The following is a 22,148-nucleotide window of genomic DNA, read 5'->3' as shown; positions in this document are numbered from 1 at the left end:
AGGAGATCACTTTATGTTCTCTGAACTTCGTGCCACTCTCGCCTGCGCAACGTTCGTGAAGAAGACTATTCGGGGATCAGGGTGCATATCCGAGCCCAACCTCACAGTGCGCGGATAGCGGTGAAGCTCGACATCAGCACAGGCGACCCGATGTTTCCCCAAGCGCAGCGGGTGACGATGCCACGCATCCTCGGCGGCGAGTTCACACTGATGGGATATGCGCTCGAAACCGTTATTGCGGAGAAGGCGGTCACTATCTTGCAACGTGGAGTGACAAGCACGGGCTGGCGTGACTACATGGGCCTGCGGTCGCTCGCCCGCAGCCGGAGCTTCGAGGCGACCACATTACGTAAGTCGATCGAGGAAGTGGGCCGCGTGGCGCACGAAGTCCGACGTTGAGGACATGACCCTGGCCATCCTCAAGAATCAGCTCACTGAAGTCTCGACATTCCTCGACCCAATTTTCCTGAACACAGTCGATCCCGCAGCCGCGTGGGACCCAACTTCACAAGCCTGGATCTGAAGCCGCTTTCTCCCTTTCGCGATTTCACCGATACATCGGAAACACCGGTTTTTACCGAGTAATAATCAGATTAGCCGTGCCCACATTTCACCCACACTTGGGGAGCACCCCGGTCAACTCGTGGCATCCGAGTCGCGCCCAGTCACCAGTGTTTTGCAGTGATTTTGGCGACTTCCGCAGAGTTCTGCGGGAATGGTTTTCGACTACGGATCAATAGGCCGGGGGTTCAAATCCCTCCGGGCGCACCAGCTAAAACAGGTCTGACCAGCACTTTCTCGTGGAGTGTGGTCGGACCTGTTTTTTGTTTGCCCACATTTTGCCCACACTTCACAAGGTTCTGGGTTGAAATGGGGCCGAAATGCGGCCCTCGCAAGCTTTCCTGACCCAGTGTTTGCTTGAGCTTTGGCCCTCCATATGGGAGTGACCTATTGACCTTTGATCGAGAGGCCAGGCGTTCAGGGTTTTACGATGTTTACGCGTCGCTCGTAGGGCTACCGTCCGCGGTTCAGAACAATGTTCGAGCGAGGCTTTTTCAGTTGTCCCCAGCCATTCTGACGAGTCGGGACTCTCTTGGCGCCGGCATGCGTCTATGGGCAGTTGGTCAATATCTGAATCTGTATGGTGACTAACGCGCTGGGTCGATTGTCAGCTTCGCTGCACACGAGGTCCGATATGCTGGTACATCATTAGGAGGAAGGGCGGTCAGGCTTTTATGGCACTGTCTCTTTCTTCTCGCGCCGGTTTGAGCTGGAAACGCATGCTTGTCGTGCTGATCGCGATACCCGCAGTTATTGTTGCGCTGCTTGCCATGCATCTACTGCTTTCGGGGTCTCCGACTCCAGACGCTCACGCAGCGACTGCGTCAGATTCCCTGTTCGGATCCGCGGCTGCGGAGTCGCCGCTCGTTCCGGTATTTCAGGGCGACGCAACGGCGCAAGAGAATTGTGTCGACCCATGCAGCCCCCCGCATGACGAACGGGTGATGGCCTGCGTGCTAGCCCTTTTGGGCTCCGCGTTCCTCATACTCTTCTATTGTTCGCGCTTTGAGGTCCGCGCACGGAGTGCGGCGGTGCGACTTTTCTACCACCACGTTTTTGGTGCGGTGTCGGCCCATCGGCCTTCGCTTCATATGCTTTCTATCAGCCGAACCTGACTTGTTTTTCTTCCCGTGCAATCCGGCGGATTCCGCACGCGGAAGAGTGACTCCCGTTTATCGACGAATAAACAGTCGTGCTTCTCCGATGAGCTCGCGATCAGTTAAGCGCTGAGCAGACCTCTACCGGAACGGACTCAAGGCCGTTTCGGATTCTGCTTCGGCGCTGTGCGTGGGCACGCTATTTCTCCAGCAGACGATTGTCGATTACGAGCGGTCCATCACGGTGGCCGAATTCGGACCTATGAGTGGTCGGAGCACGGATGCTGTTGCCTTCGCGCGGGAGTCTATTGACGATCGGTCAGCGGAGATCCGCCACGTTAAACACGCCCTGAATCTATTGAGACTCGGCCACGATCACATTGAAGCCGCGACGACTTGCATGTCTCCGCAACGGTTTCCCTCGCTTAGTAAACAAGGCAGCCTCTACGCCTAGTTGGGAAAAAATGAACGACCTCAAATCGGATGCTCCGAAAGCTCTTTCGCGCCGCGAATCCCTCGCGATCGAGAACAGAGCAAGACATTCGCGGCACCAGCACGTTGAAGTCGAATCATCCACGAAGAGGATGAAACAACGCGGCTCAGGCCAGTACGCGGCGGCGAAAGCCCTTCGTGTTCGTGCCAGAGCGGGGACGGCCATCGCTGTGGTGGCTTTGCTATTCGGTACTTTCCTGCTGCCAGCGTATGCGGAACCCGCGAGAACGGTACTCGCTGCCGAACCCGCCACGTCACCATCTGTTCAATCCTTGAGCGTCTCCGATCAGGTGCTAGCGAGTTCCACGGCGATTGTCGCGCGCGATAGCGTCAGCGTCATTCAAGTCGTGCCGGAATCTGCGTCTTACTCTCGCATTGCCGACACCTTCACGAACGTCGCGAAATCCCCGATCCAGTGGCCGTTCTTGGTGGGCGTGCCCATTAGTAGTTGGTTCGGGTACCGCGCCTGCGACGGTTGTCCGACCTTCCACAAAGGCATCGACATCAATCCAGGGCTAGGGACTCCGATTCAGGCGATCGCCGACGGAGTTGTCACCGAGTTGGGCGCCAACGATGCGGACTACGGAACGAATGTGGTCATCACTCACCAGATCGACGGGCAGACGATCAGCAGCCGGTACGCCCACATGATCGAAGGGTCATCGCCGCTCAGCCTCGGAGACGTCGTTGCGGTGGGTGATCTCGTGGGGCAAGTAGGCAACACGGGCCTAAGCACTGGTGCACATCTGCACTTCGAGATACTCCTCGACGGCGTAACCCCTACGGATCCGTACGCGTGGATGAAAGCCAAGATCGGCTCGTGAAACGGACGCAGCTAATGGTGAATCACAAGCAAGTAACTCACAGAAAGAGAGGAACACCCGATGTTGCCACTGGTTATTCCGAGTCCTGATATCAGCTTCGTTGAACTTGGACCGATTCGAATTTACTTCTACGCGTTATTCATGCTCGCAGCTATCGCCGCGGCGATATTGGTGGCAGGGCGGCGAATGCGGAGGCTGAACATTGCCAGTGGCGTTGCATTGGACATCGCTGCGTGGGCAGTTCCCATTGGAATACTCGGCGGACGGCTCTACCACGTTGCCACCCACCCAAGCGACTACTTCTATGAAGGTGCAGATCTGTTCAGGGTTTTGTACGTGTGGGAGGGGGGCCTCGCCATTTTCGGATCGATCACCTTTGGTGCTCTTGGCGCATGGATCGGGGCGCGACGCGCGGGGGTGTCCTTTGGGGCGTTTGCTGATGCGCTAGCTCCTGGACTTCTCTTAGGCCAAGTTATCGGGCGAATCGGCAACTATTTCAACCAAGAACTATTTGGAGCCCCAACTATCCTCCCGTGGGGGCTCCAAATTGATGCGAACAATCCCGCCTTTCCGGAGGGCCTTCCCTCGAGCACACTGTTTCATCCACTATTCCTCTACGAGATGCTCTGGAACCTCGTGGGCATAGCCGTCGTTCTTGGGGTAGAGCGGATCGCGCGACGCCGTGCGGGGGTCGCGATCGGAACCTATTTCCTCTGGTACGGAATTGGCAGAGCGTGGTTCGAGTCATTCCGCCTAGACCCGACGGAACTCGAACTTTTCGGAGTGAAGATCAATATCGTCACGGCGTTAGTGGCCGCGATCGTTGGCGCCTGGATCATTGCGACTTCCTTGAATCGCAAAGACAGCGTGCCCAAGAGTTTCAACGGAAAAAATCTTGAACAACAATCACGCGACTAGCGGCCAGTGCAGACACATTCGAGGGTTACCCCGGTCGCAAAGCATGAAAGGTAGAGGCGAAAGATGAGTTTACGAAGCAAAAAGAGCAACGAAGAGTCCCCTGTGGCGAACAGTTGGGATCAGCATTGACGGATGGTGCATTTAGGCCAAGCCGTCATGCTCGCCGGTGTAATAGTGGCAGCTTCGCACTGGCTCGCTCACCTCGAGGCGTTCGGGCCGGGTCAGCCGCCAGGCTGGCTGGATCTTGCCGCCGGCTACCCGATGGGCGCCATCTTGCTTATCGTCGGCGGGATGCTCGCTGGTCGTAGGCAAGCATGAAAGCTATGCATGCGGATGGACGCACCGCTTCACAACTCGCGCTGCGCTATCTAGCCTTTCGAGTCGTCGCCTTCGCCACAGTATTAACGTTCGTGCTGGGGGCTGCGCTGCGCAACGATATCGGCGAGGCTTCTGCCGTTGAGGACTATCCGACGTGGAGTGATGTCGCTGAGGCTCGCAGTAGTGAGGCCGCGACCCAAAAGCTGGTGTCTCGCCTCGAAAGCGCCCTCGTTCGATTGGCAGCGGAGGCTGCCGCAGCCCAAAAAGATGCTGAGGATAAGGGCAACATCTGGCAAGAGGCAGATAACGAATACCAGGCCAAAGCCGCCCAAACTGCAGCGCTTCAAGAGCAAGCGGATGCGGCCAGCAGCGAAGCCGATCAGGCTGAGACACGCATCGCTGAGCTTGCTGCGCGGCTTGTTCGCGCTGGCGGGCGGGATATGACTGTGAACCTACTCATCAACTCCCAGATTGCAGATTCTTTGCTCTACAACTTGGGTATGTCATCGAAGATCTCGCAGCAGACTTCTGCACTCTTTGATCGTGCCGTGCAGGTGCGAAACACTGCTCAGTCGTTGAGCGATGCAGCCGAGGTTGCTCGCACTGAACTCGAGCAGCTCAAGGTCACTGCAGAGAAGGCATTCGATGAGGCTCTGGCGGCCTCGGCGGCCTCGACCGCAGCGCTCGAAGAACAGGAAGAGCGGAAAGTCGAACTTGACTCACAGCTCGCCTCGCTTACTGAAGAGCGCAAGATAACTGAAGAGAGCTATTTAGCCGGTGTTCGTCAACGTGAAGCAGAACGTGCCGCCGCAGCTGCAGCAGCTGCGGCCTCGAACCTCAATGCCGGTGCGATCAGCTCGAGCGGCTGGGCGAGACCTTCAGGCGGCTACATCACTTCTGTCTATGGTTTCAGCTCACAGTATGGGGCGAGGTTCCACAAAGGAGTCGACCTCGGTGCAAACTGCGGAACTAACATGTATGCCGCAGCGAGCGGAACAGTTGTTTATGCGGCGTACGGATGGAACGGCGGCTACGGCAACTACATCATCATTGAGCACGCTAATGGTCTGCGAACCGCTTACGGTCACATCGAGGCTGGCGGAATCTTGGTTTCGACCGGTCAGAACGTGGCGGCCGGATCTATGATTGCGCGCGTCGGCACTACCGGAAGCTCAACAGGATGCCACCTTCATTTCGAGGTTCGCCCCGGCGGTTGGAACACTACTGATCCGGTGCAGTTCATGGCCGACCGAGGTATCCGCCTTGGTTAGAGCCGGAAGGAGTTGGCCTACTCGAATGTAAAGCTCGGTCGCGCGCTGCGATTGGGCAGTATGCGATGCCTCCAACTAAACAATCCAATCGTGAACGGCGTTCGGCCAGCAAGCGAGCTATCGCTCAGCTGGACTTTCAACCGATCAGAGCCACTCTCACGCACACACTACGTACTCGAAAAGAAATGACTATGACCTCAACGTTCACCAGACGCACCTTCCTCGGCGGACTAGGCGTTGTTGCGGCAACGACCGCACTCGCAGGCTGCGCTACCGGACCATTCGCCGCCACTAGGATCATGCCGACGGATGCACTAATCGCGCAATACGAAGCAAAGCGAGCTACCTCGGGAAGAACTGTTGCGCAGGCGCTCACGGCGGAGAAGTTCAGCACGAAAATTGCCGGAACCACCGTGCAAACCTGGGCATACAACAGTGCACTCACCGGGCCGACGATTCGTGCGCAGGCTGGTGACTTGCTTTCCGTTCAGCTCAAAAATTCGCTCAGCGAAGCAACAAGCATTCACTGGCACGGGCTTGCACTTCGCAATAACGCAGACGGTGTTCCCGACGTCACCCAGCAGGCTGTAGCCGCGGGAGCGAACTATGGCTACTCATTCTTGGCTCCTGATCCGGGAACCTACTGGTACCACTCCCATGTCGAGATGCAGCGTGAACGCGCACTTTACGGAGCGCTGATCGTCGAGGACCCGAAGGAGCCCTTGAGCTATGACCGAGAATGGGTTGTCATCCTGGACGATTGGGTCGACGGAATGCCGGGCACTCCAGACGAACTCCTTTCCTCGATCTCTGGCATGTCTGGAATGAACATGGGTGACGGCAGCGGGATGCTGATGGGCTCGTCAAGTGAATATCTCGGCGGCGACGCAGGCGATGTGAAAATTCCGGTACACCTTTTCAACGGAAAGTCCGCTGATGCCCCCGATCAGTTCGAGGCGAAGCGGGGCGACCATATTCGTTTGCGAATCATCAACGCTGCGGGCGACACTGCGTATCGAATTGGGTTGCAAGGTCAGCAAATCACCCTCACTCACGCCGATGGATTTGCCGTGCAGCAGGTCGATGTCGACGCGGTCGTGGTGGGGATGGGAGAACGGATTGATGCCCTCATCACTGTTACTCAAGACCAGACCGCACTGTTTGCCCTCGCTGAAGGCAAGGGCGGCGGTGCTCTGGGGATCATCTCGGCCGACGGCACTTTCGGCGGCCCGCCACCTTTGCCGGCCAAGCTCGAGGGTACAGTCACCGACGGTGGAAAGCTCCGAGCACACGAGTCAGTGCTGCTTCCTGCCAGGGAGGTAGACCGAGTTATCGACATGCAATTGACTGGCGGGATGATGATGTACGACTGGGGGATCAACGGTCGACAATTCGACGCGACCGCACCATTTGACGGTGCCTTTGACATCCGTCTGAACGAACGAGTTCGCGTCAACATCAACAACACGACGCTCATGTGGCACCCCATGCACCTTCACGGCCACACCTTCCAACTTGACAACGACGGAGCCCGAAAAGACACCGTGATTGTGCGTCCGGGGCAAATAGTGTCGTTCGAATTCGACGCCGACAACCCGGGCCAATGGCTCACCCACTGTCACAACGCCTACCACGCAGCTCGCGGCATGATGGGTGTGTTCTCGTACGTGCGATAAATGGAGGGCCCGGGAGGAAATCCAGCCGAGGTCGTCCCGCCAGCTTTTTCGATAGCCGCCGCGGCCGAATTTAGCTCGCACTCTGGGATCATCGTGGTCGGGTCACGGCCAGTCCCCAATTTTCTCAGTGTATCGGGAACTTCGGCTGAGTTCTGTGGGGATGCTTTTCGGCTAAGGGGTAGTCGAACTGGAGTTTAAATCTCTCCTGGTGTACCAGCGTTCTACTAGTTTTGGCAGCCTGCAGAAGTTGCCCTCGTTGCCTTCATCTCTCAGCCGAAGAGTAAAGACTTCAGCTGCTCTCCAAGTCGTGGCGCGTCAGTTGTCCGCTCTGTGAACCCGCTCGTTGGTTTCGCAGTGCACGGCTGGAATGTGTTGACTCGAGTCCGTTGATGGCTGGCGAGGGAATCCGCATCGGAAGGGGGTCGACAAGAAAAGTCACTGGCGCAGGTAACGATCGATGGGACACGTCGATAATCGGGATCCGGTGTCAGCGGGCGAACTGTGTCAGCTTTCCCGGGCCGATCGAGCGCGCACCGCAATCACCTGCGCAGTAATGATCGCTGCCGCAACAACCGCCGCAACCATCACCGTAAAAAGGTCACTTTGAATCTTGAGGATGGCAAACGGCACGAGAATGGCCAGATCGAGCACGATAGTCAGCGCCGGAAGCCAGATGCGGGCTTTGATTTTCGAACGAAGGTGACGGATGACGCCCCACTGCACTGCCATATCCATTGTCAGGTAAAGGAAGACGCCCATTGATGCGATCTGGCTGAGATCAAGAAACACTGTCACCAGAATTGCGAGCCCGGCGGTGATGACCATCGGTTGCTGCGGAACTGACTTCGGCAACGAGGGTGCCTGCCGAATTTTCTGCAGCATCGCATAGAGCCGCGACACTGAGTAGAGGCTGGCGAGCAGCCCCGACAGGGTGGCGACGACCGCGATCACAACGGTGATTCCAACGCCCCATGTGCCGAAGAACGGTTCGGCGGCTTGAGCCAAAGCATAGTTACGGGCATCTACTGCGCCGCTCGCACCGATGCTCGAACTCACCGTGACAGTAATTAGCAGATAGAGAACGGTACAGATAGCAAGGGAGATGAGAATTGAACGCGCAATGTTGCGTTTGGGATTACGTATGTCGTCGCCCTGGTTGGTTATGGTTGTGAACCCTTTATAGGCGAGCACACACAGCGTTGTGCCCGCCAATATCCCCATGATATTGATCGAGTCGCCAGACGACTTTGACAAGAAACCGTCACCGGCAGACGCCACCCCAATCAGCCCTGCTATCGCGAGCACCGCAATTCCGACAATCTTCAACACCGCGGTGACAGTTGCCGAACGTTCCACGAGGGTGTTGCCGATGAGGTTCACAATCGCGGCAGCGACGATCGCCGCCACCCCCAGCATTGGCACAAGAATTACCGAGTCTTGCAGCCCGAAGGGTCGCAACAGGTAGGTGCCAAATGTTCTCGCGAGCAGGCTTTCAGCTACGACCATCGACACATACATGAAGAGGGAGAACGAACCGGCAGCAACACCCGGCCCGTACGCATCCTTCAGCAGCATTGCGATGCCGCCCGACGAAGGATTCACGCTGGAATAACGAATGTAGGAGTAGGAACTCACGGCGGCCACGATCGCGCCAAGAAGAAAAGCGAGGGGGAAAAAGTCCCCTGCGAACTCAGCAACTTGGCCGACAAGGGCGAAAATCCCTGCGCCGATCATCACACCGGTGCCCAGCGATACGGAGCCCAATAAAGTGATTTTGTTGGTGCGCTCAGACATGCGTTGTCTTTTCGATTAGCGGCTCGGTCCGGACCTGCAGGGTGACGACTATTCTGCTCAAATGACGGTAGTCCATGTCTCCCCTCCGTCTCTAGAGATGGCGACGCTGCTTTCGCCTGCAACCGCAATTGCCCCATCGTCGTTCACCACAATTGCTGCGGCGCCACCCTCGACGATGCCGGCCGACGTCCACTCGGCGTCAGGCGCAGTGGACCCAATCCAGAGTTCGCCGTCGGGTGCGACGCCAACTATCCCACCTTCCCGGGTGGGGTCCGGCGAAATCACTACGAGGGTCGGCCCGGCTAGGGGTGAGAAAGTATCGCCCCCATCGCGGCTAACCATGAGGCCGTCGGCGGTGGTCGCGGTCAGTACATTTGCGTCGTCGCTATCGATGCTGATGTCGCGCGCAGACAGTTCGGATGCGTCAGCGAAGGTACGTCCGCCATCGTTGCTTCGCAAGAGCACGGGTCGATCAGAGGGGAGCCCAACGATGAAATCAGGGTCAGCGGGCGTGGTACCGAGGTTGTGAAAGTCGGTCGTTCCAGCCAGTGATAGTTGCTCCCAGCCGACCTCTACGGTGTGCTTGACGAGCCCGATGTGGGGCGCGACGAAAGAATCGTGGTTGTCCGCTCCGGGATGACCGGAGACAAAAATGGTCTCGCCCTGAGCGGCCAACCCCATCGAGTCAAAAGCGACGTCGCCCACAAGTGAAGTGTCGCCGGTGTCGAGCTCAACGGCGTAAACGCCATCATGTGACCCGATCAATAGGTCGCCGTTGCTGCTGAACACGATGTCATGAATGTGTTGGATGGTTGGCGGCGCAGAGGAAGGGCTGCCAGGTGCCGGTGAGCAGGCTACAACAGCAAGGGAAACGGTGACGCCGAGAATTGTGCCAGCAAGCAGCCGACGGGAATAGGAAAACATTGAGAAAGTCCTTCGTGAGAGAAAGTGGGGGCGGGGCTCGCCGTCGGTGAACGGCGAGCCCCGCAGTGATTACAAGGAGCTGAGGATGTCGCGCATGACGGTAATCTCGCCGGTTTGCGCATCAATGACCTCTTGTGCCAGAGCTGTCGCAGCCGTGTTTTGGCCAGCGTCAACTTCTAACAGGGCCATATCGATTGCACCTTCATGGTGAAGGATCATTTGCTCAAGGAACAGGCGCGATGCTTCGACACCGCTGGCAGATTCCAGATCAGACATATCGGAATCGGACATCATGCCATCGCCGTGATCCATCCCAGCCATACCGGAATCGACCTTCACACCCCAGTCGTCAAGCCAACCTTTCATGAGAGCAATCTCGGGAGCCTGAGCAGCCTTAACGTCCCGTGCCAGGGTGAGGACTCGCTGGTCGATTCCCTCCTTCATAAGCACCATGTCGGCCATCTCAACGGCTTGTTCATGGTGCGGAATCATCATCGTGGTGAACATAACGTCGGAGCTGTTGGCGTCGGCGATAGTGACCGACTCTGTGGCCGACGACTCGGGATTTTGTGCCGAATCGGTCATGGCAGTCGTGCAACCGGCGAGTGCGAGTAGCGTTGTCACGGTCATAGCGGCTGTCGCCGCAAAACGGATCTTCATTGTTGTGTTTCTCCTGATTGGTCAGTAATTAGCGCATGGCCGGAATGGGCATGCGTCTGGCATGTCGAGGCTGAGCCGACAGAACCCTAATCAGGTGCGACTAATACAGAGAACGGTGAGAGAGGGGGGCAGCGGGACGAAACCGACAACCGTCAGGATTGGTCTGGCAGTTAAGAGATGACGCCAGGCAACTCCTACCCATCCCTTCGCCAGTTTGGATGCGACCAACAGAAGCGTCGCGGTAAGTAACGCAAGAACACACCACATGATGGTCATCGATGCATCTTCGCCACAGCCAACGCAATCCGGGCTCGAAGCGGCGAACACACCCGCAGTGTCATGAGGCGAGCCAACCGCCGCGGTCGAGCTCTCGGTTGGCATTCCCATCTCGGAGTGAGACGCCGTCGAAGCGAACGAGTGCATCGCCAATATTCCGACAATCAGTGCCACGGCGAGAACAACCAGAACAGCCGCTTTCCAGACCGTGCCGGCAAGGTGAGGCTCAGCAGTGCCTCTAGACGATCGAGGCACAGACGCAGACGCAGTAGCGCGAGAGTATCGCGTTGCTGTGATCCGTGTCATAGTGCTTCCTCGTCTAGACCGACGTTGTGCCGGCCGCTAGCGGCCGGTGAACTTTTCGGGATTGAGGTCCAACCGGCGCAACAACTGTGCGTTCAATGCCACAACAATAGTTGATATCGACATGAGAACAGCCCCGACCGACATGGGCAGCACGAATCCGATCGGCGCCAGTACGCCGGCGGCAAGCGGGACGGAAAGAAGGTTGTAGCCGGCGGCCCACCAGAGATTCTGTTTCATCTTTCGGTACGACGCTCGAGACAGTTCAATGACCGACACCACCGAGCGCGGATCGTCGCTGGCGAGGATTACCCCCGCCGAAGCGATAGCAACATCCGTGCCCGCACCGATCGCGATTCCCACATCCGCCTGCGCAAGGGCGGGAGCATCGTTGACGCCATCTCCGACCATCGCAACTTTGCGTCCCTCCGCCTGGAGCTCTTTGACATTGAGGGCTTTATCTTCCGGGCGCACCCCGGCGAAGTAGCGGTCAATTCCGAGTTCTTCTGCGACGGATGCGGCAACAGCCTCCGCATCGCCGGTGATCATCACTACCTGAACGCCACGGTCGTGGAGTGCGGCAATCGCATCCCGGGATTCAGCCCGCACTTCATCAGCAAGCTTTAAGGCGCCGGCCACTCTGCCGTCGATCAGGATGTGGAGAATGATTGCGCCCTGTTCTGCCCATTCCGCAGTTGCTGGAAGCTCAGCGCCACCCTCCTGTTCGAGAAGGTACGGACCGCCAACCTGAACTGTGCGGTCAGCGACGCGAGTCCGGACACCAACTGCGGGCGACGACTCAAAATCGCTCGATTTCGGCACTGACAGTTCACGCTCGCGTGCTGCCGCGACGATTGCGCGGGCGAGAGGATGCTCGGAGTCAGCTTCTGCGGCGGCCGCCAATGCGAGCAGTTCGTCCGCTTCGAAGCCTTCGGTTGGTTCGATAGCGGTAACAGCGGGGGTTCCCTTGGTGAGCGTTCCGGTCTTGTCGAAGAGAACAGTATCAACGGTGCGCATGCTTTCCAGCGCCAGACGATCCTTGATCAGCACGCCGGCTTTGGCGGCTCGTTCGGTCGATATCGACACCACCAACGGGATAGCAAGACCGAGAGCATGCGGGCACGCGATGACGAGCACTGTGATTGTGCGAACGACCGCCGCATCCGGCATCCCGAGCAGAGTCCAGACCAGAGCAGTAATCGCTCCCGCGCCGAGTGCGAACCAAAATAGCCATCCGGCAGCACGATCGGCGAGACGCTGCGCACGCGAAGATGAGCTTTGCGCCTCGGTGACGAGTTTCTGAATTCCGGCAAGCGTGGTGTCGTCACCAACCGCGGTGATCTCGACGCGCATCCCGGAATCGGTCGCTACAGTGCCTGCAACGACGGAGTCGCCTTCGCTGCGACGGACCGCCCGGGATTCTCCGGTAATCATGGACTCGTCCATACTTGCCGAGCCCTGAACAACCCTTCCGTCAGCAGGAACACGACCACCAGGTCGAACCACAACAACGTCACCCACACGCAACTCTGACGGCGAAACCGTCACAGTCTGATCGCCGTCAACACGCTCGGCTTCATCAGGAATGAGCGCAGCGAGGGAATCCAACGCTGACGTCGTCTGCGCTAGCGACCGCATCTCGATCCAGTGGCCCAGCAGCATTATCACGATCAGCAGTGCCAGCTCCCACCAGAAATCGAGCCCGTGATCCAGCACGCCCAATGTGGCACCCCACGACGCCACAAAGGCCACCGTGATTGCCAACCCGATCAGGAGCATCATTCCCGGTTGCTTGCTGCGCACCTCGCTCACCGCGCCCGTAAGGAACGGAGCACCGCCCCACACATACATGACGGTGCCGAGCACAGGAGAGATCCAGACCATCCATGAAGCGGGCAGCTCATAACCCAGCAGCATCGCGAACATCGGCGAGAACGCGACCACCGGTACCGCAACGACCAACATGATCCAGAACATCCGCCGGAAGCTGGCAACGTGATCGCCATGGCCTCCACCACCCTGCTGGGGGTGCCCATCGTGCGGTTGCTGTGAATCGGGCATCCCGCTTTCTGCAGCACCCGGTTCATTGTGCTGCGAATGAGCGTCGTTGGGTGCTGCGTTCGCGGTGCTGCCATTGTGGTTGTGAGCGCTCATTGGCCAATCCCTAACTGTTGTCGTTTTACTCAGACTCGGCGAGCTAATTCGATTCGCTTTTGAGAGCCGGCGAAGGTTCTGCTTGGGTGGTTGCTAGCGAGTAACCGGCTTCTTCGACTGCGGAACGAACTTGCTCAGGCTCAAGGGCGATAGAGCTGGAAACAGTAGCCGTCGAGACCCCATCCGAGACTAAAGCGACCGTCACTGCGAGTACGCCATCGAGCGAACCAAGTTGCTCGGTCACGCTTGCCACGCAATGCGAGCAGGTCATTCCCTGCACTTGGACCTCTGTTTCGTATGCTCCGGAGGCGGGTTCACTCGCTGGAGCTGTGGAGGTGGCGCAGCAGCTGCAGCCAGATCCGTCAGTTAGGCCAAGGTCTACGCGGTCGATCGAGGTCATGTTCTCTCCTTATTGATCTGTTGTCAGGAACGTACGAGGCGAGCTATCGCTTCGTTGGCTTCGTGGATTTTCTGGGCGGCGACAGATCCACCTTCGCCGACGGCTGCGGCAACACAGTGGCTCAAATGGTCTGCAAGCAACGACAGCGCGACTGACTCCAGCGCTTTCGTGGCCGCAGACACCTGAGTCAGCACGTCGATGCAATATTTGTCGGACTCCACCATCCGTTCTATGCCCCGAACCTGTCCCTCGACGCGACGGAGCCGTTTGAGAACATCATCTTTATTCTGGGCATATCCATTCATGCAGATACCATACCCCCCTATAGTATCTAAAGTAAAGTATTCAAGTTGTGACTGCTGTAAGCAATCTGGCTCGGACGAGGACAAGCGAAACACCGTTTCAGCCAGTTTGTGTTAAAGATTCCGATCATCCCGTTGGCTTCGTTGTCGAGACTGTGGGGCGCTTTGAGGCTTTAGTGCTGAAGCCCTCAAGCGCGATCGGCACTGCTTCACGGATGGGTGACAATTGTCACCCCGGCCTCTTTCAACGATCAGCTCGCTGCGCTGCCTAGATTCTTGGATCAGATTGTTGTGGGCGCAGCCGATCCAGCGACAAAGTGGGCCCCGACTTCAGGAACCAGATCTGAAGTCGTTTTCTCGATTTCACTAGTACGTTGGGAACCTCGAACTGTGTCGGGCAGCAATCAGATTAACCGTGCCCACATTTCACCCACACTTAGGGAGCATTGTGGTCAGCTCACAGCATCGGAGTCGCGCCCAGTCACCAGCGTTTTGCAGTGATCCCGAGCACTTCCGCATAGTTCTGCGGGAATGGTTTTCGACTACGGATCAATAGGCCGGGGGTTCAAATCCCTCCGGGCGCACCAGCTGAAAGCCCCACATTCGTGTGGGGCTTTCGTCGTTAACGGCCGCCGCTGTTCACCGCAGGCAATTCGTTAGAGTGACGCCATGGCATCCACTCAGCAGGGTCACGTCTTGGAGCACGCACTTCTTCCGGTCAAGCCCGGCCGTGCGGGCGAGTTCGAAGCGGCTTTCGCCCAAGCGAAGAGCATCATTGCAGGGATGCCGGGCTCTCGTGGGCTGGCGCTCTCACGCGGGGTCGAGCATCCCGAAACGTATCTGCTGCTCGTGCGGTGGGACACCGTTGACGACCACGAAATCGGCTTTAGGGGTTCGCCCGAGTACCAGCAGTGGCGAGCGCTGCTGCATGAGTTTTACGAACCGTTCCCGGTCGTCGAACACTTCGATGAGGTCGAGCGGGTCGAGGCGACTGGCTGAGTGACCCGAACCACTTCCGCCCGCGAGCCGTGAACAGGCCACGCTAGAGGGATCCTGCTGCCTGCGATCATCCTCATCACTCTGCCCCCGTGTTTTACGCCGTCGGGGTGTGGAGCGAGCGAGTGCAGAAGGTGCTCAAGCCATGGCACGTCGTGCTCTTCGGGCTGGGATTGGCGGCGGATGCCACGGGCGCGTTCCTGATGAACTTGATCGCGACCGAGAATCGTGCAGCCGGCATCGAGCAGAGCGCGTTGAACCAGCTGATGGGCGTCACGGGAGTCATCGCGATCGTTCTCATGGCCGTTCACCTCGCTTGGGCGATCGTCGTGCTGGTGCGCAACCGTGAAGCCGAGAAGACCAGCTTTCACCGGTTCTCTATCATCGCGTGGGGCATCTGGCTCGTGCCGTACATCGTTGGTGCCCTGGGATCGAGCGTCGGCTAGATCAGATCAGCAGACGCCGCTCAGCCGATTCGCTCCCGCAAGAACGTGACCACTCGGTCGCGCGCAACCGCAGCGGAGTTGGCCGGATTCTCCCGAACTTCGCCTGTCAGCACTGAGTGCGCTGTAGCGGCGTAGCCGTCAGAGTTTCCGGGCGATGAATCCAACTGGATGATCTCGAACGCGTCGCCGAGACGGGCTTTGATGGTGTCGAAGCGGGCGCGCGGGGCGGCGCTGTCTTCGCTGAAACGTAGCCCGAGGGCGCAGACTTCGCCGGCATCCGCTCGGGCAGCGATGCGATCGAACTCATCGGGCGAGACTCCGGCGTCGAGCTGACGAGCGCGGCCCACGGGAAAAGGGACTGCGGGCTGACTGAGCACGGATGCCGCCACAGAGTCGTCGATTGCGGCGGCCAACGCGAAGCCGCCGGTAAAGCACTGCCCGATGACGCCAACGCCTCGCCCGGGGGTGCGGGCAGCTAGGTCGGATGCAACCGCCCGGAAGTAGTCAGTGATGAGGCGGGAGGAATTCGTCGCAAAGGCTCGGAACTCTGCTGCCACGCACAGCCGCAGCACGATCCGCGTCATGTAGCCCACGGACTTCGCCTTGCCAGGCTGGCCGAATGGTGAGGGCACGACGACGGTGAAGCCGGCGACGACGAGGTGCTCAGCCAGGCCAAGCACCTCCGGTGTGATCCCGGGGATCTCCGGTATGAGCACCACCCCTGGCCCCGAACCCTTTTCGAAGCAGTCATAGGTCATGCCGGCGGCGGTGAAGGGGGCGCGAACCCACCCGCTCAGGTCGCCGACCGGGGCGGAGAAAGCGCTAGCGGCTGTCATACACCCATCATCTCGCAGCGCATCGCGTTCTGAGTCGATGGTCACGACCCGGACGGATTAAAAGGGGGGCGTATCAACGACTACTCAGCAATGATCAGCGAGAGGGGCTTCATTCAACCTGTTCCGCGTGGTCGTAGATCTTCCCGAGGGTGGAGAGGTCGGTACGCGGGCATAAGAGTGATTAGCGGCACCCGCCCCGCTGGGGTGATCGCTAGCCGAGAGGTAGATGGTTCTCGCCAGACAGCACAGCATGCCCTATCTTAGTTTTGGCACTGAGTGCACGAAAGGCGACCAACGGTGACCAAACCAGTGGGACGGCCCCGCAGACTCAACGAGGAGTAACCATATGTCCGGCATCCACCCTGATCTCTCTGCAGCGCGCTTCACCCCCAATATTTCTTTTGGCCCTCTAACGTCTCGCATCCTTCGCGGAGCCCGCCCCAAACCTGTTACTCCCGAGCCGGGGGTTACCGTGCGCGAGATTTCGGTCCCGGGACCAGAGGGTGCTCCAGAAGTGACGCTGCGAGTCTTCAGCCCAGACCGCCTGGAGAGCGCCGTGCCCGCAATGATTTGGATTCACGGAGGCGGGCACATCATCGGAAATCCAGAGCAGGATGACGCAGCGAACATCGCATTCGTCAGAGAACTAGGCATCGTAGTTGCGGCAGTGAGGTACCGACTCGGCGCTGAACAGCCCGCTCCGGCCTCGGTCGAGGATGCCTACGCTGGATTGAAAGGGCTTGTGGCTCGCGCAGAAGAACTCCAGATCAATCCCGCAAAGATCGCTATTGGCGGAGCCAGCGCCGGGGGCGGCATCGCAGCGGGACTCGCCCTGCTTGCCCATGATCGGGGCGAAGTTCAACCAGCCTTCCAGTTGCTGGTGTACCCGATGTTGGATGACCGTACCGTGGTGAGAACGGACCACGACACGAGCAAAGTGCGGGTGTGGACGGTGAAGAGCAATCGCTACGGATGGACAACATACCTAGGGCAGGAGCCTGGCAGTTCTGGTGTATCGCCCTACGCCGCTCCGGCTAGACGCGAGGACCTCGCGGGGCTCCCGCCAACTTGGATCGGTGTCGGCAGTCTTGACCTTTTTCAGGACGAAGATGTGGAATACGCTCGACGGCTGCGAGAAGTGGGCGTCCCGTGCGAGCTGCAGGTCGTCGAGGGAGCATTTCATGGGTTCGATGCCCTCTACTCGAAGAAGGATGTCTCGGTTAAGTTTTGGCAAGAACAAGCCCGGGCGCTGCGACTCGCGCTTCTTTCCTAGGTTAAGGAACGACGATGACTAAAAGTACTGCCCGATTCACTCTCGTGCTTGGCGGCGGCGGGGTTGCAGGCATCGCTTGGGAGACCGGCGTAATCGCCGGGCTTGCCGATGAAGGGGTCGACGTTACCGCCGCTCGAGCGTCGTTCGGAACGAGTGCGGGCGCGGCAGTTGCGGCCCAAGTCACAAGCGGCGTCCCTATCGAGAGGCTGTATGAGAATCAGCTGGCCGGAGTGCCATTTGAGATCTCGAATTCGCTTTCCGTTGGCAGCACAGTGAAGTTTGTGCTGGCGCAGCTGCTACCGGGTAATCAACACCAATCGTCACGGCGAGTGGGCAAATTCGCGCTGCATGCCGCTGTCGGTCTGGAGGCGAAACGTCACGCGGTCATTGAGAAACGCCTGCCCAGCCATTCCTGGCCTGATGCCGATCTTCACATTGTGGTTGTGGATGCCCTGACCGGGGTCGAGCGCATCATCACGCAAGCTGACGGAATCGCCCTCGTCGATGCCGTGGAGGCAAGTTGTGCTGTGCCGATGGTGTGGCCAGCGGTCGAGCTGGATGGCCGTGTCTACATCGACGGCGGAGTTCGATCACCGGCGAACCTCGATCTGGCGCCAGGTGATGGCCCCGTGATTGCGTTGGTTCCTCTCACGATCGCGTTCCGTCGAGCCAATCGAATTGCCGAGCAGGTGAAGGCGTTGGCTCCGCGAAAGGTCGAGGTCGTTGAGATGTCTCCTGAAGCGAAGGCGGCGCAGGGGCGTAATAGTCTCGACAATTCAGTGGTTCCTGCTGTCGCTGTCGCGGGCAGGGAACAGGGCCGACGGGAAGCTGCTCGGATTCGCGCAGCGATCAGTTGACCTGCCTCAGTTGACCTACCTCAGTCTGAGGTGCCGAAGATGGTGTCGAGTTCGCTAAAGCTCTCATCGATGACCTCGGCGGGGGTGCGCGGGTCGTTAGTCTGCGCCCACCAAGCGAGGGCGGAAAATCCGGCGGCAACGAGGGCCGTCGAGATAAGCCGAGCACGGAGGGTGCCCTCCTCGATTCCTTCTATGCGGGCGACCTGCCGTTCAAGCACTTCGTTTGCTTCGGCGAGCTGAGCGTAGCCCCAGCCGCGCACATCCTCCGATGACGCAATCAATACCATCCGCAGTCGTGTGATCTCGACACTTGAGTCGAGCATATGAAGAGCCTCGACCCACGCGCGGTGGAGGATCGCCACTGCATTGTCTCCGCTCGCCGCTTTGACGCGCGCTTGAAGCTCGCGGGTGAATTCGGTCATGCCGCCCCAGACTATCGATGCCTTAGTGGGGAACACGCGAAAAAGTGTTCGACGGCTGATGCCAGCGGCGACTGCGACTTCGTCCATTGTGACGCTGTCGAGGCCCCTGTCTGTAAAGAGATGCAGAGCAACCAACCCAATTTCGGTGGGGTCTGCGCGGGGCGGTCTCCCGCGACGCGGATGCTCACTTTCGACGGCGGTCATTCGCTCAGGATAACCCACAGGCTTATTTATGGCACTTAGTGTAATATTCTTTTAGGCCGCGACTGCGGATATTTCACACAAAGGAGTGCTGGGCATGACCAATTCAGTTGATGCAGGACGTTTTGATGGACGCACGATAATCGTCACCGGCGCCGGAAGCGGAATCGGTAAGGCAACAGCGGTCCGACTGCTGAGGGAGGATGCTCGCGTGATCGCGAGTGACATCTCCCAGCCGCGACTCGACGAGCTAGCAACCGAGTCCGCGACCGACCGGCTCGTTACTGTCTCCGGCGACGTCAGCGCGCAGGCAGATGTCGACAAAATTGTTGCGGCGGCAGGAGATCGGGTAGACGGTCTCGTCAACAACGCCGGAATAATGGATGCCTTTCTTCCGACGGCCGAGATCACTGACGAAATGTGGGACCGGGTTATGGGCATCAATCTCACCGCACAGATGCGATTGATCCGCGCCGTGCTGCCCACAATGATCGACGCCGAATTCGGGCGCATCGTCAACCTTGCGAGCGAAGCGGGCATTAAGTCGGGAGCGTCAGGAACGACGTACTCCGTCAGTAAGCACGGCGTAATCGGGCTCACCAAGAGCACGGCCCTTTTCTATGGTCCGAAGGGTGTCCGTTGCAATGCCGTCGCACCGGGCGCTGTGATGACCAACATTGAAGCTCCGTTCCAGTCCGCATGGGCTGGAGAGCGCCTCGGCCCGATCATGCAGACCACTGTTCCCGCACCAGCCAAGCCAGAAGAGCTCGCGGCATCCATATGCTGGCTCCTCAGTGAAGATTCTGCGAACGTGAACGGAGCCGTACTGATGTCTGATGGTGGTTGGTCGACTGTTTAGCTCGTTCTTTCGCGGGGTGAGCGAATCCGGCGAGGGCCAAGATGCCCTCGCCGGAGGGTGAGCGCTGGCTATCCGGAGTCAGATCCACGGTTCGCTCACGATCCGTTCATAGAAAGGTCATAGAGAACACCGGTGGGATGTCCATATCACCAAAGAAAGGGGCGCGAACGTTGCGCCGACATCCCCAAGGAGTTTGACCATGAAGAGCAGAAAATTCACCCTCACCGCCCTTGCAAGCACGATTGTCATTGGGGGGCTTCTTCTTGCCGGATGCTCGACGACTGTCTCGACCCCGAGCGTTGAAAGTGAAAGCAGCACCACCTCGAGCATCGAACTCACCACTGGCGTTGTAGCCGCTGAGGTTCTCGCGGCTAACGCAAACGCGACCACGGTAAACGATGACGAGTGGAGTTTGGATGGCGCCGTCGCCGTCACGCTCACCGGGTCCTCCGCTTCGGCAGCTGGTGAGGGCGTCTCGGTCACCGGAAACACTGTGACGATCACGGCGGGGGGCACCTATGTGCTCTCCGGTGAGCTCGACGGCCAGGTAGTTGTCGATACCGCTGATGAGGATGTCGTTGCTCTCGTCCTTGACGGCGCCAACATTTCCAACTCGTCGAGCGCTGCGATCGCTGTACTCAACGCCGAGGATGTTGTGGTGTCGCTCAGCGGCAGCAATAGTGTCTCGTCGACGGGTGCCGATGAAGAGGCGAATGCAGCTCTCTTCAGTGATGCGGATTTCACGATTTCTGGGGATGGATCCCTCACTGTGACGAGCACCCAAAACGATGGGATCACGAGCCACGATGACCTGACGATCCTGTCGGGTGATATCACTGTGATTGCGGCTGACGATGGCCTTCGCGGCAAAGACTCTCTCACGATCAAGGACGGCACGGTGTCGGTTGATGCCGGTGGCGATGCCGTGAAGTCGGACGAAGACGAAGACGAAACCAGTGGCTACGTTCACATTGCCGGCGGCACGATCGATCTCGTTGCCGGTGACGACGGTGTGCAGGCACAGACCGACATTGTCATGACGGGTGGCGAGACGACGCTCAGTGCAACCGACGATGGGCTCAAGGCCGAAGTTCACATTGTGGTTGCTGAAGGGACAACGACGGTCAGCAATTCGTATGAGGGCATCGAGGCGTACTACATCACCGTTGAGGGCGGCACGCTCAACGTTGCCGCAAGCGATGACGGCATCAACGCCACGACTGGTACGAGCACGACGACAGACGTCGGTGGCATCGAAGAAGCAGACGATGGCGCGATGATTGCGGTTACCGGTGGCGAAATCACTGTCAACTCCGAGGGGGACGGGATGGACTCCAACGGTTCGATCATGATCACTGGCGGAATCAGCACGGTGTTCGGTTCACCTGAAGACCGCGAGGGAGCGCTCGACGCTAATGGTTCCGTTGTCGTCAACGGCGGAACCGTGCTTGCCGTCGGCATGACCGGAATGGCCACGTCGCCTGACGCGGACTCCGTGCAGGGGTGGTTGAGCGCAGCTCTCGATCAGTCCTACGGTGTGGGCGAGAGCGTGCAGCTGCTCGACGAGAGCGGAGCGGTCATCGCCGAGTTCACTTCGGTCAAAACCTTCCAGTCGGTGGTTCTTTCCTCGGCGGATGTCACAGAGGGCTCCACCTACACGGTCACCGTGGGTGGTCAAACAACGGGAACCGCAACGGCCGGAGTCGAAGCCGTGGGCAGCATGAGCGGCCCTGGCGGAATGGGCGGCGGAGCGCCCCGCCCATAGCGACCGATCTAGTGGAGCGGAGCGGACCCGTCTACGCGAGTTTCGCTCCCTTTCCTCTGCCCGCGGGAGGCTCTTCTTGGTGTTCCTTAGCGCGACACGCCCGGGATGTGGTTGGTGTTGGTGAGGGGGCAGGAATGCACGTAGTGTTTCCTCTTGTCACCCCAAAGGTGCGGAAGTCCCGGGCAGTTCTGCTGCTAGGTTTCCGGCCTCAAGTGGGGGCCACCATCCTCCACAACTTTCGAGTTGTGGTCGAGTCAAACAGCGGAATTCCTTTCATTAGGATCCGACTTCAGATCTTAGGATGAGTATCCGCTTCATGCGTGTGTCGGTTGGTTGTTTCGGGCTGTTTCAGTCCGGGATTGCTGGTTTGACAAGCAGGCTGAAGCTGGTAAGTTAGACAGGTTGCCTTTCGCAGTTATGTGAAGGTTGCCAACACAGGTTTTGTAAGCCCTGGGGTGAAGCCGTTTTCGGTGGAGGTCAGGAGCGTCCGATCCTTGAGAACTCAACAGCGTGCACAATGTCA

20 protein-coding genes are annotated in these 22,148 nt (G+C 58.8%); 12 read left to right on the top strand and 8 right to left on the bottom strand.

Annotated elements, in window-relative coordinates; genetic code table 11:
• Positions 1-42 precede the first annotated feature (42 nt).
• From AACZ26_RS00100 to AACZ26_RS00075, 6 genes are all read left to right on the top strand, one after another.
• Positions 43-399 (top strand): nucleotidyl transferase AbiEii/AbiGii toxin family protein, encoded by a 357-nt coding sequence (locus AACZ26_RS00100; protein WP_339620603.1) that lies wholly within the window; start codon positions 43-45, stop codon positions 397-399.
• Between the two features lie 1,723 nt (positions 400-2,122).
• Positions 2,123-2,974, top strand: coding sequence for a M23 family metallopeptidase (locus AACZ26_RS00095; protein WP_339618252.1), 852 nt, complete (start codon positions 2,123-2,125; stop codon positions 2,972-2,974).
• A 60-nt stretch (positions 2,975-3,034) separates the two neighbouring features.
• Complete coding sequence (gene lgt / locus AACZ26_RS00090; protein ID WP_339618251.1) at positions 3,035-3,892, top strand: prolipoprotein diacylglyceryl transferase; 858 nt, start codon at positions 3,035-3,037, stop codon at positions 3,890-3,892.
• Between the two features lie 132 nt (positions 3,893-4,024).
• On the top strand, positions 4,025-4,210 hold the full coding sequence (locus AACZ26_RS00085; RefSeq protein WP_339618250.1) for a hypothetical protein: 186 nt from the start codon (positions 4,025-4,027) through the stop codon (positions 4,208-4,210).
• Positions 4,207-5,481, top strand: coding sequence for a peptidoglycan DD-metalloendopeptidase family protein (locus tag AACZ26_RS00080; RefSeq protein ID WP_339618249.1), 1,275 nt, complete (start codon positions 4,207-4,209; stop codon positions 5,479-5,481). Before AACZ26_RS00085 ends, AACZ26_RS00080 begins: the two co-directional genes overlap by 4 nt.
• 191 nt (positions 5,482-5,672) lie before the next feature.
• A complete protein-coding gene (locus AACZ26_RS00075; RefSeq protein ID WP_339618248.1) occupies positions 5,673-7,157 on the top strand; it encodes a multicopper oxidase family protein in 1,485 nt (494 codons plus the stop codon).
• 504 nt (positions 7,158-7,661) lie between these two features.
• Here the strand turns inward: AACZ26_RS00075 and AACZ26_RS00070 are convergent.
• The 6 genes from AACZ26_RS00070 to AACZ26_RS00045 form a co-directional block, all read right to left on the bottom strand.
• The gene (locus AACZ26_RS00070) at positions 7,662-8,951 is read right to left on the bottom strand and encodes an APC family permease (protein WP_339618247.1); all 1,290 of its coding nucleotides are present in this window, start codon (positions 8,949-8,951) and stop codon (positions 7,662-7,664) included.
• Between the two features lie 57 nt (positions 8,952-9,008).
• A complete protein-coding gene (locus AACZ26_RS00065; protein ID WP_339618245.1) occupies positions 9,009-9,875 on the bottom strand; it encodes a hypothetical protein in 867 nt (288 codons plus the stop codon).
• Between the two features lie 69 nt (positions 9,876-9,944).
• On the bottom strand, positions 9,945-10,535 hold the full coding sequence (locus AACZ26_RS00060; RefSeq protein WP_339618244.1) for a DUF305 domain-containing protein: 591 nt from the start codon (positions 10,533-10,535) through the stop codon (positions 9,945-9,947).
• A 618-nt stretch (positions 10,536-11,153) separates the two neighbouring features.
• Entirely contained in the window at positions 11,154-13,268 is a 2,115-nt protein-coding gene (locus AACZ26_RS00055) for a heavy metal translocating P-type ATPase (RefSeq protein WP_339618243.1), read from the bottom strand.
• 43 nt (positions 13,269-13,311) lie between these two features.
• The gene (locus tag AACZ26_RS00050; protein ID WP_339618242.1) at positions 13,312-13,668 is read right to left on the bottom strand and encodes a heavy metal-associated domain-containing protein; all 357 of its coding nucleotides are present in this window, start codon (positions 13,666-13,668) and stop codon (positions 13,312-13,314) included.
• A gap of 23 nt (positions 13,669-13,691) precedes the next feature.
• Positions 13,692-13,973 carry a metal-sensitive transcriptional regulator gene (locus AACZ26_RS00045; protein ID WP_339618241.1) on the bottom strand — a complete coding sequence of 94 codons (282 nt, stop codon included), beginning with the start codon at positions 13,971-13,973 and terminating at the stop codon, positions 13,692-13,694.
• Positions 13,974-14,639: 666 nt separating this feature from the next.
• Between AACZ26_RS00045 and AACZ26_RS00040 the strand changes: the two genes are divergently transcribed.
• Positions 14,640-14,969 carry an antibiotic biosynthesis monooxygenase gene (locus AACZ26_RS00040; protein ID WP_339618240.1) on the top strand — a complete coding sequence of 110 codons (330 nt, stop codon included), beginning with the start codon at positions 14,640-14,642 and terminating at the stop codon, positions 14,967-14,969.
• A gap of 89 nt (positions 14,970-15,058) precedes the next feature.
• Positions 15,059-15,412 carry an HsmA family protein gene (locus tag AACZ26_RS00035; RefSeq protein ID WP_339618239.1) on the top strand — a complete coding sequence of 118 codons (354 nt, stop codon included), beginning with the start codon at positions 15,059-15,061 and terminating at the stop codon, positions 15,410-15,412.
• 20 nt (positions 15,413-15,432) lie between these two features.
• On the opposite strand, the gene AACZ26_RS00030 is transcribed toward AACZ26_RS00035, so the two are convergent.
• Positions 15,433-16,248 (bottom strand): dienelactone hydrolase family protein, encoded by an 816-nt coding sequence (locus AACZ26_RS00030; protein WP_339618238.1) that lies wholly within the window; start codon positions 16,246-16,248, stop codon positions 15,433-15,435.
• 346 nt (positions 16,249-16,594) lie between these two features.
• Here AACZ26_RS00030 and AACZ26_RS00025 point away from each other — a divergent pair, with 346 nt between their 5' ends.
• Entirely contained in the window at positions 16,595-17,521 is a 927-nt protein-coding gene (locus AACZ26_RS00025) for an alpha/beta hydrolase (protein WP_339618237.1), read from the top strand.
• Between the two features lie 14 nt (positions 17,522-17,535).
• Positions 17,536-18,378: a patatin-like phospholipase family protein gene (locus AACZ26_RS00020; RefSeq protein ID WP_339618236.1), complete on the top strand. Its 843-nt coding sequence runs from the start codon at positions 17,536-17,538 to the stop codon at positions 18,376-18,378.
• 20 nt (positions 18,379-18,398) lie between these two features.
• Here AACZ26_RS00020 and AACZ26_RS00015 read toward each other — a convergent pair whose 3' ends face one another.
• A complete protein-coding gene (locus tag AACZ26_RS00015; protein ID WP_339618235.1) occupies positions 18,399-19,004 on the bottom strand; it encodes a TetR family transcriptional regulator in 606 nt (201 codons plus the stop codon).
• A 94-nt stretch (positions 19,005-19,098) separates the two neighbouring features.
• Between AACZ26_RS00015 and AACZ26_RS00010 the strand changes: the two genes are divergently transcribed.
• Together AACZ26_RS00010 and AACZ26_RS00005 are read left to right on the top strand one after the other, a co-directional pair.
• The gene (locus AACZ26_RS00010) at positions 19,099-19,860 is read left to right on the top strand and encodes an SDR family oxidoreductase (protein ID WP_339618234.1); all 762 of its coding nucleotides are present in this window, start codon (positions 19,099-19,101) and stop codon (positions 19,858-19,860) included.
• 199 nt (positions 19,861-20,059) lie between these two features.
• The gene (locus AACZ26_RS00005; protein ID WP_339618233.1) at positions 20,060-21,625 is read left to right on the top strand and encodes a carbohydrate-binding domain-containing protein; all 1,566 of its coding nucleotides are present in this window, start codon (positions 20,060-20,062) and stop codon (positions 21,623-21,625) included.
• Positions 21,626-22,148: the final 523 nt, after the last annotated feature.

Source organism: uncultured Salinibacterium sp., from assembly GCF_963974405.1.
GTDB lineage: Bacteria > Actinomycetota > Actinomycetes > Actinomycetales > Microbacteriaceae > Rhodoglobus.
The sequence above is the reverse complement of the archived record's forward strand: the minus strand, read 5'-3'. Positions and strand labels throughout refer to the sequence as shown.